Here is a 12519-nt window from a genome sequence, read left to right as displayed (position 1 = left end):
CCGTCGTTGACGTTCCCCGAAGGGGCTCATACTGTTTGCATCGTGAATGCAGATTCAGGACGGCTCGACGGCCGGGTCGCCCTCGTGACCGGCGCCAGCCGCGGGATCGGCCTGGCGGTGGCCCGCCGACTGGTCGCCGAGGGGGCGACGGTCGGGCTGACCGCCCGTCGCCCGGAAGCGCTCGCCGAGGCGGTGGCCGAGCTGGGTGGTCCCACCCGCGCCGTGGCGGTGCCCGGCCGGGCCGACGACGCCGCGCACCGTCGGGCGGCGGTGCGCCGGGTCGCCGACGCTTTCGGCCCGGTGGACATCCTGGTCAACAACGTCGGCATCAACCCGGTCCACGGGTCGCTGCTCGACCTGGACCTGGCCGCCGCCCGCAAGCTCCTCGACGTCAACCTGCTCGGCACCCTCGGCTGGGTGCAGGAGGTCTGTGCGGCGGGCATGGCCGTGCGGGGCGGCTGCATCGTCAACGTCACCTCGATCGCCGGCCGGGCCCCGTCCCCGGGGATCGCGTTCTACGGGGTGAGCAAGGCCGCCGTCGACCACCTCACCGCCTGCCTGGCCGTGGAGTTGGCGCCCGGCATCCGGGTGAACGCGGTCGCCCCGGGGGTGGTGAAGACCCGCTTCGCCGCCGCGCTGCACGAGGGCCGGGAGGAGGAGGCCGCCCGGGCGTACCCGCTGGGGCGCCTCGGCGTACCCGAGGACGTCGCTGGCGCGGTCGCCTTCCTCGCCGGCCCCGACGCGGCCTGGATCACCGGGCGGGTCCTCGTCCTCGACGGTGGGGTCACCCTGGCCGGCCGGGCCACCGGATGACCGCTCCGGCGCGGACCCGCGGGCTCACCCAACGAGGCGCACCGGCAGTCGCTGGCCCGTCGCGAGCTGCGCCGACACCGCTCCGACGCGCCGTCGGCGCGCGTCTAGACTCGGCGGGCAGTGAGGCGTGACGGCGTCGAGGAGGGCAGCGCGGATGGGTGGGGTGCAGGCACCCGGCCGGGTGGACGGGCGGACGGCCCGGGCCGCGCGGACCCGGGCGGCGATCGTCGAGGCCCACCTCGCGCTCATCTCCGAGGGGGACCTGCGGCCGACCGGCGAGCGCATCGCGGAGCGGGCCGGCATCTCGCTGCGCACGCTCTGGACGAACTTCAAGGACATGGAGACGCTCTTCGAGGCCAGTGGGGCGGAGGTGCTCCGCCAGCAGGACGCCGCGCACCGGCCGATCTCGCCGACGCTGCCGTTGGCCAAGCGGGTCGACGCGTACTGCCGGCAGCGGGCGCGGCTGCTGCAGCTCATCGCGCCCTCCGCGCGGGCGGCGCAGATGCGGGAGCCGGTCTCCGACCAACTGCACCGTAACCGGCTGGTGCACATCTCGCGGGTCATCGAGGAGGTCGAGCAGCTCTTCGCGGCCGAGCTGGCACGGGCCGGGTCCGGTCGGGAGCAGGTGCTGCACGCGGTGGTCGCGGCGAGCATGTGGCCGGCCTGGTCGATGCTGCGCGACGGGCTGGGGCTGGGCGTGGACCAGGCGCGGGCGGTGATGGCCCGGACGGTCGCCGCCCTGCTGGCCGACGCTCCCGGCTGAGCGGTCCGAACTCTTTCCATCCCGTTTCCGATAGGTAACACTCGATGCATGGTAGCTGCATCGTCAGTGCAAATAACTGGGCTGCCGGGTCGGGACACCGAGTGCGCGGCCGTCCGGCGGCTGGCCGACGGCCTGCCGGACGCCGGGGGAGCGCTGCTGGTGTGGGGCGAACCGGGCGCCGGCCGTAGCGTCCTGGTCGGCTACGCCCACCGGTACGCCACCCGCTGTCACCGGCTGGCCGGCGCCGGCCTGGCGGACGAGGCCGCGCTGCCGTACGCGGGGCTGCAACGCCTGCTCGACCCGCTGCTCGACCGGGCCGACGCCCTGCCCGAGCCGCAGCGCGGGGTGCTGCGGCGGACGCTGGCCGGCGCGGGCTGCCCGGCCGACCACCGGCTCGCCCTGTCGATGGCCGTGCGGGGACTGCTCGCCGCCGCCGCCCGGGAGCGCCCGCTGCTCTGCACGGTCGACGACGTCGATCGCGGCGACCCGCCGACCGCGGAGGTGCTCGGCTTCGTGGCCCGCCGGCTGCGTCACCTGCCGGTTGCCATGCTGCTCACCGCCGGCACCGACGCGGTCGCCGCCGGCGTGCCCCGGCACCGGCTGCGACCCCTCGACGACCGGGCCGGCGCTGCGCTGCTCACTGAACGGCTGCCCGGGCTGGCCCCCCGGGTGGCCCGGGAACTGACCGCGGTCGCCGGCGGCAACCCGCAGGCCCTGGTCGACCTCGCCGAGGTGCTCACCCCGGGCCAGTGCCGCGGTGAGGAGCCGCTGCCCGACGGGCCGCCCCTCGACGGCGCGCTGGGTCGCGGGTACCGGGGCCGGCTGGCCGGGCTGCCCGCCGACACCCGGCGCGTGCTGCTGCTCGCCGCGCTCGACTCCGACGGCGATCCGGCCACCCTGGTCCGGGCCGCCCGCGCCGGCGGCACGGCGATCGAGGCGCTCGCCCCGGCCGAGGCAGCCGGGCTGGTCCGGGCCGGCCCGGAGCGGGTGGCCCTGGCGCAACCGCTGGCCCGGGCCGTCGTCGCGGCGGACGCGCCGCTGGCCGAGCGGCGCGCCGCCCACCTGCTGCTCGCCGGCGTGCTCGACGGCCCCGGACAGCACCTGCGCCGGACGCTGCACCGCGCCGCCGCGGCGGAGGGCCCGGACCCGGTGCTGGCGGCGGAACTGGAGGCCGTGGCCGGTGGGGCCGGCGGGGACGACGGGGTGGCCGCCCTGCACCGGGCCGCCGAACTCAGCGACGAGCCGCGGCAGGCCACCGCCCGGCTGGTCGCCGCCGCCGGTCGCGCCTGGGCGGCGGGGCAGCCCCGACGTGCCGGGCGGCTGCTGGCCGAGGCCGCCGCGGTCGGACCGGTCGACCCGGTCGCGGCCGGCCGGGCCGAGCTGCTCCGCGGCGAGCTGGAACTGCGCTGCGGCTCGCCGTCGACGGCCTCGACCACCCTGCTCGCCGCCGCCCGGGCGGTGTCCGGGGTCGACCGCGTCGCCGCCCTCGGCGCGCTTGTCCGGGCCGGTGAGGCGGTCTGCCACACCGGCGACCAGTTCCGCTACGCCGAGGTGGCGCGCCGAGTGGCGGCCCTGCGTCGGCCCGAGGACCCGCCCGACGCGGAGTTGCTGACCGCGCTGGCCGCCGGGGTGGCGGCGACGCTGCGCGGTGACCACGAGCGGGGCGGCCCGGCCCTGCGCCGGGCGGTCGTGCTCGGCAACCGGCTGACCGGGCCGGCGCTCACCCCCGCCGCGCTGACCGGCGCGGCGGTCGCGGGCCTGCTGGTCGCGGTCGACAGCGCCGCCCACCGGCTCGCCGAGCGGGCCGTCGAGCTGGCGCGTGCCCGCGGCGAGGTGTCCGCGCTGCCCCGGGCGCTGGAGCTGCGCGCGATCGCGGAGTACTGGCTGGGCCGGCACGAGGCGGCGGCGGACACCTCCCGGGAGGGGTTGCGGGTCGCCCGGGACACCGGCCAGGTCAACTCCGCCGGGGTGCACCTGGGCATGCTGGCGGTGCTGGCGGCGGTCCGGGCCGACCGGGAAACCAGCCTGTGCCGGATCCGCGAGATCGGCGAGGCGTCCGCCCCGTACAGCCGTCCGCGCGCGCTCGCCCAGTGGGCGCTCGCGGTGCTCGACCTGGTCGACGGGCGGCACGAGGCGTCCGCCGCCCGACTGGCCGCGCTGGCCCGCCCCGGCACCGGCCGAGGGCAGGTGCTGATCCAGGTGATGGCCACCCCGTACCTGGTCGAGGCCGCCGCCGGCGCGGGCCGGCGACCGGCCGCCACCGCCGCGCTCGCCGTCTTCGACAGGTGGGCCAGCAGCACCGCCAGCCCGTCCCGGCGGGCGCTCTCCGCGCGCTGCCACGCGCTGCTGGCCGCGCGCGGCAGCGTCGACGCCGAACGCGGCTTCCGCACCGCGCTGCGGCTGCACCCGGCGGAAGCGGGGGCGTTCGAACGGGCCCGCACCGAGCTGCTCCTCGGCCGGGAACTGCGCCGCAGCCGCCGCCCCCGGGACGCCCGGGAGCACCTGCACGCGGCCCGGGAGACCTTCGGCCTGCTCGGGCTGACCGTCTGGGCCGAGCAGGCCACCACCGAGCTGCGGGCGGCCGGCGAGTCGGTCGGCACGCCGGAGCTGCCGGCCGCCCGGCTGCTCACCGGGCAGCAGCTACGGATCGCGCAGTTGGTCGCCGAGGGAGCCACCAACCGCGAGATCGCCACCCGGATGTTCCTCTCCACCCGGACCGTCGACCACCACCTGCGCAACATCTTCCACCGGCTCGGCATCCGGTCCCGTACCGAACTCGCCCGCGCGCTGCACTGAAACCGGCGCGGCGACGGTCAGGGCAGCACGACGGTACGGGCGCCCTCGCCGCGGGCCATCCGGTCGAACGCCGCCGCGGCGCCGTCCAGGCCGGTCCGGTCGGTGATCAGGGCGGCCGGGTCCAGGGTGCCGTCGAGCACGGCGCGGGCCAGCTCGGGCACGTCCCGGTCCGGGTCGGACGAGCCGTACACCGAGGAACGCAGTGTCCGCCCGGAGTGGAAGATGTCCAGCGCGCTCAGGCTGACCAGGTCGTCCCGCGCGCCCATGCCCACGACGGTGACCTGGCCGCCGCGCCGGGTGGCCCGCCAGGCGGCGCGGATGGTCACGCCGCGGCCGACGCACTCCAGGGCGTGGTCGACGCCACGCCCGTGGGTGCGTTCCCGGACCGCCCGGCTCAGCGCGTCGTCGGCGACGAGGAAGTCGGTGGCCCCGGCGGCGGCGGCCAGTTCGGCCTTGGCGGGCGACACGTCGACGGCGAGGACCGGGTCGGCGCCGGCGGCCCGGGCGGCGGAGACCACCGACAGGCCCACCCCGCCGAGACCGATCACCGCCACCGACTCGCCGGGCGCCACCCGGGCGGTCCGGCGTACCGCGCCTACCCCGGTGAGCACGGCGCAGCCCAGCAGGGCCGCGGTGGCGAACGGTAGCTGCGCCGGAACGTCGATCACCGCCTCCTGCGGCACCACCACCTCCTCGGCCAGCGCGCCGAGGCCGAGGGCGACGTGCAGCGGCGCACCGGCCGAGGTCCGGCCCCGGGCGGTCGCGGGGGAGCCCGTCCGCTCGCAGAACCACGGCTCGCCGCGACCGCAGTACCAGCACCTCCGGCAGGGCGGCGCCCAGTTCAGCACCACGTGCGCGCCGGGCCGGACCCGGTCGACGCCGGGGCCGACCTCGACCACCTCGCCCGCCGCCTCGTGCCCGAGCACCAGCGGGTACGGCGGCGCGACCGTGCCGTTGACCATGGACAGGTCCGAGTGGCAGACCCCGGCGGCCCGTACCCGCACCCGTACCTCGCCCGGCCCGGGTGCCGGCAGCTCCACCTCCTCCACCGTCAGCGGCTGGTTCACGCCGCGGGCGAGCAGCGCCCTCACCGCTGGATCGCCTTCGTCTGGAGGAACTCGTCGAGCCCGTAGCGACCCAGTTCCCGGCCGAGGCCGGACTGCTTGTAGCCGCCGAACGGGGCGAGCGGGTTGAACGGCGCGCCGTTGATGTCGACGGCTCCGGTGCGGATCCGCCGGGCGACCCGCACCGCCCGCTCCTCGTCGGCGGACCAGACGGCGCCGGCCAGGCCGTACCGGGAGTCGTTCGCGACGGCCACCGCCGCCTCCTCGTCGTCGACCGGGATGACGGCGAGCACCGGTCCGAAGACCTCCTCCTGGGCCAGCGCGCTGCCCGGGTCGACGTCGGCGAGCACGGTCGGGGCGACGAACCAGCCCCGCTCGGGCAGCACCGCGTCCGGGCCGCCGGCGATCAGCCGGCCGCCGTCGGCGAGCGCCCGGGCCACGTGGCCGGTCACCCGGTCCCGCTGGGCCGCGGAGACCAGCGGGCCGAGCCGGGTGTCCGGCGCGAACGGGTCGCCGGTCCGGTAGCCGTCGGCGGCCTTGGCGACCAGGTTCACCGCCTCGTCGTAGCGGTCCCGGTGCACCAGCATCCGGGTCCAGGCGGTGCAGGTCTGGCCGGAGTTGAGGAAGGCGTTGCCCACGCCGACCTTCACCGCGGTGGCCAGGTCGGCGTCGTCGAGGATCACGTTGGCGGACTTGCCGCCGAGCTCCAGCGCCACCCGGGCGATCCGGTCGGCGGCCAGGTGCGAGATCCGCCGGCCGGTGGCGGTCGAGCCGGTGAAGGAGACCATGTCGACGTCCGGGTGGGCGGCGACGGCCTCGCCCACCTCGACGCCGGTGCCGGGCACCAGGTTGACCACCCCCGGCGGGAAGCCGGCCTCGTGGATCGCGTCGAAGAGCAGGTACGCGGTCAGCGGGGTCAGCTCGCTGGGCTTGAGCACCACCGTGCACCCGGCGGCAAGCGCGGGCGCCACCTTCGCCATCACCTGGTGCAGCGGGTAGTTCCACGGGGTGATCGCCCCGACCACGCCGACCGGCTCGCGGACCACGAGCGAGTTGCCGACGGTCTCCTCGGCGGGCGGCCGGGCGGCCAGGTCGACGTAGCTGCGCAGGACGGTCAGCGGCAGGCCGACCTGTACCCGGGTGGCGACCCGGAGCGGGGTGCCCAGCTCCAGCGCGATCGTCTCGGCGGCGATCGCGGCCCGGTTGGCCAGCGCCGCGTGCAGGCGGTCCAGGGCGGCGGACCGCTGCGCCGGGGTGGCGGCGGCCCAGCCGGGGAAGGCGGCCCGGGCAGCCGCGACGGCCCGGTCGACGTCGGCGGCCGTGCCAGCCGGCACCCGGGCCAGGAGCTCCTCGGTCGCCGGGTTGTGCACCGCGATGGTGTGCCCGGAGGAGGGGGCGACCCAGGCTCCGTCGAGATAGATGTCGGTTCGTGCGAGATCCATCGCGCCCCTCACCGTGGTCGAAAACTAGCGCCGGAAGTTTTGACTCTAGCTCCCCGGGTCGGCCGGTGGGAGGGGTGGTAGCGGCCCGACGTGCTCCTGGTAGGTGCGGGAGAGCCCGTGGATGAGCGCGTCGAGGCCGAGCGCGAAGGCACCCTCGTCCACCTGCTGCTGATGCTCGGCGAGCCGGTGCGCCTGGGTCAGGTGCGGATACCGCTCGCCGTACAACCCCGGGTCCTCGACGAAGCCACGGGCGAACGACCCGAGCGCGGAGCCCGCCACGAAGTAGCGCATCAGCGCGCCGATGTGCGTCGCGCGCGCGGGCGGCCAGCCGGCGGCGACGAGTCCGCCGTAGACCGCGTCGGCCATCGCCAGCGCCGCCGGCCGCCGACCCGGCCCACGGGCGAGGTACGGCACGATGTTCGGGTGCGCGGCCAGTGCCGCCCGGTACGAGTGGCCCCACCGGCGCAGCGCCTCGCGCCAGTCGATCTTCCCGAAGAAGGAGACGTCGACCTGCGCCGTGACGCTGTCGGCCACCGCGTCGAGGATCTCGTCCTTGGTGGCGAAGTGATTGTAGAGCGAGGGCCCGCGCACCCCGAGTTCGGCCGCGAGCCGGCGGGTGGAGAACCCCTCCAGGCCGTCCGCGTCGATCAGCGCCGCTGCGGCATCGACGATCCGCTGCCGGCTGAGCAGCGCCTGCCTCGGCCGGGGCATCCGCGCCTCCCTCGTTCGCCCGTGGGTTCGCCGCAACTCTGCCACAACGGGGTCTGGACGGAATTAAACTTGCAGCGCTAGTTTATGCCTCATGGACCTTCAGCTCTCCGCGGAGCAGGCGGCGGTTCGTCAGCTCGCCGCCGAGTTCGTCGACCGCGAGGTGGTCCCGCACGCCACGGCCTGGGACCGGCGCGAGTCCGTCGACCCGGAGATCGTGGACAAGCTCGGCCGGCTGGGCTTCCTCGGGCTGACCATCCCCGAGGAGGACGGCGGGTCCGGCGGCGACCACCTCTCCTACTGCCTGGTGCTGGAGGAGCTGGGCCGGGGCGACTCCGCCGTCCGGGGCATCGTCTCGGTGTCGCTCGGGCTGGTCGCCAAGGCCGTCGCCGCGCACGGGTCCGCCGCGCAGCGGGCCGAGTGGCTGCCCCGGCTCTGCGCCGGCACCGCGCTCGGCTGCTTCGCCCTGACCGAACCGGACAGCGGCTCGGACGCGGCGGCGCTGACCACCCGGGCGACCCGCGACGGCGGCGACTGGCTGATCACCGGCGCGAAGACGTTCATCACCAACGGCACGTCGGCCGACGTGGTCCTGCTCTTCGCCCGCACCGGCGGGCCCGGACACCGGGGCATCACCGCGTTCCTGGTGCCCACAAACGTCGCCGGGCTCACCCGGAAAGAGATCCGCGGCAAGCTCGGGCTGCGCGGGCAGGCCACCGGTGAGCTGCGCTTCGACGCCGTCCGGGTGCCCGACTCGGCGCGCCTCGGCCCGGCCGGCGGCGGGTTCCGGCTGGCCCTGGCCACCCTGGCCAAGGGCCGGATGTCGGTGGCCGCCGGCTGCGTCGGCATCGCCCAGGGTTGCCTCGACGCGGCGGTCGGCTACGCCGGGCAGCGCACCCAGTTCGGCAAGCCGATCGCCGGGCACCAACTGGTGCAGCAGTTGCTCGCCGCCATCGCCGTGGACACCGCCGCCGCTCGGCTGCTGGTGTGGCGGGTGGCCGACCTCGTGGACCGGGGCGAGGCGTTCGCCACCGAGGCCTCGATGGCCAAGCTCTTCGCCAGCGAGGCCGCGGTCCGGGCGGCCAACAACGCCGTCCAGGTCTTCGGCGGGTACGGCTACATCGACGAGTACCCGGTCGGCAAGTACCTGCGCGATGCCCGGGTCGCCACCCTCTACGAGGGCACCAGCCAGATCCAGCAACTGCTCATCGGGCGCGCGCTCACCGGCGTCAACGCCTTCTAGCAAAGGGGAGAACCCGTGACCAGATTCGCCGACCGGGTGGCCGTCGTCACCGGTGCCGGGCAGGGCATCGGCGCGGCGACCGCGCACCGGCTGGCCGCCGAGGGCGCCGCCGTCGCCGTGGTCGACCTCGACGAGGAGCGCAGCCGGGCGGTCGCCGACGAGATCGCCGCTGCCGGCGGCCGGGCCGTCGGCATCGGCTGCGACGTGACCGATCCCGCGGCGGTGGCCGCGATGACCGATCGGGTGGCGCAGGCGTACGGCGGGTTGCACGTGCTGGTGAACAATGCCGGCATCACCCGTGACGACCTGCTGTTCAAGATGCCCCTGCCACACTGGGAGGCGGTGCTGACCACCAACCTGACAAGCATGTTCCTCTGCTGCCAGGCTGCCCAACAGCACATGGTCGCGGCCCGCTACGGCCGGATCGTCAACCTCAGCAGCCGCTCTGCCCTCGGTAACCGGGGCCAGGTCAACTACGCCGCGGCGAAGGCGGGGGTGCAGGGCCTGACGGCCACCCTCGCCATCGAGCTCGGCCCGTACAACATCACGGTCAACGCCGTCGCCCCGGGCTACGTGGCCACCGCGATGACCGCCGCCACCGCGCAGCGGGTCGGCAGCAGCCCGGAGGAGCATCAGGCAATGGTCGCCGAGCACACCCCGCTGCGCCGGGTCGCCCAGCCGACCGAGATCGCTTCGGTGATCGCCTTCCTGTCCAGCGACGACGCGTCGTACGTCAGCGGCCAGACCCTGTACGTCAATGGCGGCGCGCGCTGAGGCGCGCCGGCGGACCAGCACCCGGAGGAAACATGGACTTCGCGCTTTCCGACACCGAGCGGGCGATCCGCGAGACCGCCCGCGACTTCATCGCCAGGGAGGTCATGCCGCTGGAGCAGGAACTGCTGCGGCGGGAGCGGGCGCACCGGCCCGGACTGGAGCACAGCGAGCTGCGCGAGTTGCAGCTCAAGGCGCGCAAGTTCGGCTTCTGGGGGCTGGCCACCCCGGAGGAGTACGGCGGCATGGACCTGCCGGCCGTCACCCAGTCCCTGATCTGGACCGAACTCGGCCGCTCGTTCGTGCCGTTCCGGTTCGGCGGTGAGGCCGACAACATCCTGTTCCACGCCAACGACGAGCAGAAGCGCGAGTACCTGGTCCCGACCATCGAGGGGGAGCGGCGGAGCTGCTTCGCGATCACCGAGCCCGGCGCCGGCTCCGACGCGGCCAACATCAAGCTCAGTGCCCGCCGCGACGGCGACGACTGGATCCTCAACGGCGAGAAGACCTTCATCACCGGCGGTCACGATGCCGACTTCGCCATCGTGATCGCGGTGACCGACCGGGAGAAGGGCGCCCGCCACGGCGGCGCCACCGCGTTCCTGGTGGACCGGTCGATGGGCTGGCGCTCGGAGTTCATCCAGACGATGGGCGAGGGTGGCCCCGCCTCGCTGGTCTTCGACGACGTCCGGGTGCCCGGGCGCAACATCCTCGGCGAGCCCGGGCAGGGCTTCAGCCTCGGCATGGAGTGGATCGGCAAGGGTCGCTACACCATCCCGTCGCACGCCGTCGGCATCGCCGAGCGGGCGTTGTCGATGGCCATCGACTACGCCAACACCCGGGAGACCTTCGGCGCGAAGATCGGCACCAACCAGGCCATCCAGTGGATGATCGCCGACTCGGAGACCGAGCTGGAGGCGGCCCGCTGGCTCATCCTGCGCGCCGCCTGGGCCGTCGACCAGGGCATGGACCCGCGGCACGCCTCCTCGATGGCGAAGCTCTACGGCGCGGGCATGGTCAACCGGGTGGTCGACCGCGTCCTGCAGATCCACGGCGGCATGGGCTACACCCGCGAGCTGCCGATCGAGCGCTGGTACCGGCAGGTCCGGCTGTACCGGATCTTCGAGGGCACCGACGAGATGCAGCGACTGATCATCTCCCGCGATCTGCTGCGCGGCTACACGAAGCTGGGAGGGCACCTGGCATGAGGGTCTTCGCGTCCATCGAGGAGTTGGCCGACGTGTCACCCGTGGACGACGGCGTGCAGGTGGTCACCGCGGTCACCGTGGAGCGCGACGCCGGCGGCCAGCCGGTCTGCGTCGCCGAGACGGTCAGCCGCCTGGTGCGGGACGTGGCCCGATGACCGCGCTGTCGCTGGCCATGGTGCTGGCCGAGTCCGCCCGCCGGCACGCCGACACCGTCGCCGTGGTCGACGGCGACACCCGGGTGACGTACGCCGAGCTGTGGCTGGAGGCGCGCAGCTACGCCGCCGGGCTGCGGGAGCTGGGGGTCGGCCCCGGCGACAAGGTGGCCCTGCTGGCCCCGAACGTGGTGGACTTCCCCCGGGTCTACTACGGGGGCCTCGCCGCCGGCGCGGTGCTCGTCCCGGTGCACCTGCTGCTGACCGTGGACGAGGCGACGCACGTGCTTACCGACAGCGGCACGAAGCTGCTGGTGTGCCACAGCTCCCAGCTCGCCCTGGGCGCCGCCGCCGCGGCGGCGGCCGGCGTGCCGCTGGTGACCGTCGGGCCGGCGGGCGCCGGCGCGGTCGCGCCCCGCCTGGAGGACCTGAGCCACCCGCTGCCACCGCTGCCGTCGTACGTCACCCGGTCGGCGGAGGATCCGGCGGTGGTGCTCTACACCAGCGGCACCACCGGGGTGCCCAAGGGCGCCCTGCTCACCCACCTCAACCTGGTCCTGAACGCCACCGTGAACGTCTTCGACGCCAACGACGTGCGCAGCACGGACGTCGTGCTCGGCTGCCTGCCGCTGTTCCACAGCTTCGGCCAGACGGTGGCGATGAACGGCACCTTCCGGATCGGCGCGACGCTGGTGCTGCTGAGCCGGTTCACCGGGCCGGCCGCCATCGACCTGATGCTGCGCGAGGGGGTGGACGTCTTCCACGGCGTGCCCACCATGTACGTGGCGCTGCTCGACGCCGCCGGGGACCGGGACGACCTGCCGCGGCTGCGGCTCTGCGTCTCCGGCGGGGCGTCGCTGCCGGTGGCCGTGCTGGAACGGTTCCACGCCGCCTTCCGGACGACGGTCTTCGAAGGGTACGGGCTCTCCGAGACCTCACCCACCGCCACCACCAACCAGCCGCACTTCGGCAACCGCGCCGGGACCATCGGGCACCCGGTCTGGGGCGTGGAGGTGGAGATCGCCCGCGCGGAGGTGGACGAGCGGGTCGAGCTGCTGCCGACCGGAGAGCTCGGCGAGATCGTCATCCGGGGGCACAACGTCTTCGCCGGTTACCTGGGGCGGCCCGAGGCGACCGCGGAGGCGGTGGTGGACGGCTGGTTCCGTAGCGGTGACCTGGGACGCAAGGACGCCGACGGGTTCATCACCATCATCGACCGGAAGAAGGACATGATCATCCGGGGTGGGTTCAACGTCTACCCACGCGAGGTGGAGGAGGTTCTTGCCGGGCACCCGGCGGTCGGCCAGGTGGCGGTGATCGGGGTGCCCGACCCGCGCCACGGCGAGGAGGTCTGCGCGGTGGTGGTGGCGGACCCGGCCGGCCCGGGTCTGCCCGACGAGCAGGAGATGATCGACTGGTCGCGGGAGCGTCTGGGCCGGCACAAGTACCCGCGGCAGGTCCGGTACGTCGACGACCTGCCGCTTGGGCCGAGCCACAAGGTGCTCAAGCGGGAACTGCGTCGCCGGATGACCCCGCCCGACTGACCACCGCCCGCCGGT

11 protein-coding genes are annotated in these 12519 nt (G+C 75.1%); 8 read left to right on the top strand and 3 right to left on the bottom strand.

Annotated elements, in window-relative coordinates; genetic code table 11:
- Positions 1–42 precede the first annotated feature (42 nt).
- The 3 genes from O7602_RS16835 (at position 43) to O7602_RS16825 (ending at position 4372) form a co-directional block, all read left to right on the top strand.
- Positions 43–813: an SDR family oxidoreductase gene (locus tag O7602_RS16835; RefSeq protein WP_281583600.1), complete on the top strand. Its 771-nt coding sequence runs from the start codon at positions 43–45 to the stop codon at positions 811–813.
- A gap of 154 nt (positions 814–967) precedes the next feature.
- Entirely contained in the window at positions 968–1576 is a 609-nt protein-coding gene (locus O7602_RS16830; protein WP_281583599.1) for a TetR/AcrR family transcriptional regulator, read from the top strand.
- A gap of 66 nt (positions 1577–1642) precedes the next feature.
- Positions 1643–4372 carry a LuxR family transcriptional regulator gene (locus tag O7602_RS16825; RefSeq protein WP_281583598.1) on the top strand — a complete coding sequence of 910 codons (2730 nt, stop codon included), beginning with the start codon at positions 1643–1645 and terminating at the stop codon, positions 4370–4372.
- A 17-nt stretch (positions 4373–4389) separates the two neighbouring features.
- On the opposite strand, the gene O7602_RS16820 is transcribed toward O7602_RS16825, so the two are convergent.
- From O7602_RS16820 to O7602_RS16810, 3 genes are read right to left on the bottom strand one after another with little or no spacing between them, the layout of a single operon-like run.
- The gene (locus O7602_RS16820) at positions 4390–5463 is read right to left on the bottom strand and encodes an alcohol dehydrogenase catalytic domain-containing protein (protein ID WP_281583597.1); all 1074 of its coding nucleotides are present in this window, start codon (positions 5461–5463) and stop codon (positions 4390–4392) included.
- Positions 5460–6878 carry an aldehyde dehydrogenase family protein gene (locus O7602_RS16815; protein ID WP_281583596.1) on the bottom strand — a complete coding sequence of 473 codons (1419 nt, stop codon included), beginning with the start codon at positions 6876–6878 and terminating at the stop codon, positions 5460–5462. Before O7602_RS16815 ends, O7602_RS16820 begins: the two co-directional genes overlap by 4 nt.
- 45 nt (positions 6879–6923) lie before the next feature.
- Entirely contained in the window at positions 6924–7589 is a 666-nt protein-coding gene (locus tag O7602_RS16810) for a TetR/AcrR family transcriptional regulator (RefSeq protein WP_281583595.1), read from the bottom strand.
- A gap of 91 nt (positions 7590–7680) precedes the next feature.
- Here O7602_RS16810 and O7602_RS16805 point away from each other — a divergent pair, with 91 nt between their 5' ends.
- The 5 genes from O7602_RS16805 to O7602_RS16785 are packed head-to-tail and all read left to right on the top strand — an operon-like array spanning position 7681 to position 12504.
- The gene (locus tag O7602_RS16805) at positions 7681–8829 is read left to right on the top strand and encodes an acyl-CoA dehydrogenase family protein (RefSeq protein WP_281583594.1); all 1149 of its coding nucleotides are present in this window, start codon (positions 7681–7683) and stop codon (positions 8827–8829) included.
- 15 nt (positions 8830–8844) lie between these two features.
- Positions 8845–9603 (top strand): 3-oxoacyl-ACP reductase FabG, encoded by a 759-nt coding sequence (gene fabG, locus O7602_RS16800; RefSeq protein ID WP_281583593.1) that lies wholly within the window; start codon positions 8845–8847, stop codon positions 9601–9603.
- 32 nt (positions 9604–9635) lie between these two features.
- A complete protein-coding gene (locus O7602_RS16795) occupies positions 9636–10808 on the top strand; it encodes an acyl-CoA dehydrogenase family protein (protein WP_281583592.1) in 1173 nt (390 codons plus the stop codon).
- On the top strand, positions 10805–10963 hold the full coding sequence (locus O7602_RS16790; protein WP_281583591.1) for a hypothetical protein: 159 nt from the start codon (positions 10805–10807) through the stop codon (positions 10961–10963). Before O7602_RS16795 ends, O7602_RS16790 begins: the two co-directional genes overlap by 4 nt.
- Positions 10960–12504 carry a long-chain fatty acid--CoA ligase gene (locus tag O7602_RS16785; RefSeq protein WP_281583590.1) on the top strand — a complete coding sequence of 515 codons (1545 nt, stop codon included), beginning with the start codon at positions 10960–10962 and terminating at the stop codon, positions 12502–12504. The genes O7602_RS16790 and O7602_RS16785 overlap by 4 nt, the downstream gene beginning before the upstream one ends.
- Positions 12505–12519: the final 15 nt, after the last annotated feature.

Source organism: Micromonospora sp. WMMD1128, assembly GCF_027497235.1.
GTDB lineage: Bacteria > Actinomycetota > Actinomycetes > Mycobacteriales > Micromonosporaceae > Micromonospora.
Note: the sequence above shows the minus strand (reverse complement) of the source record. Positions and strands in the feature narration are given on the sequence as shown.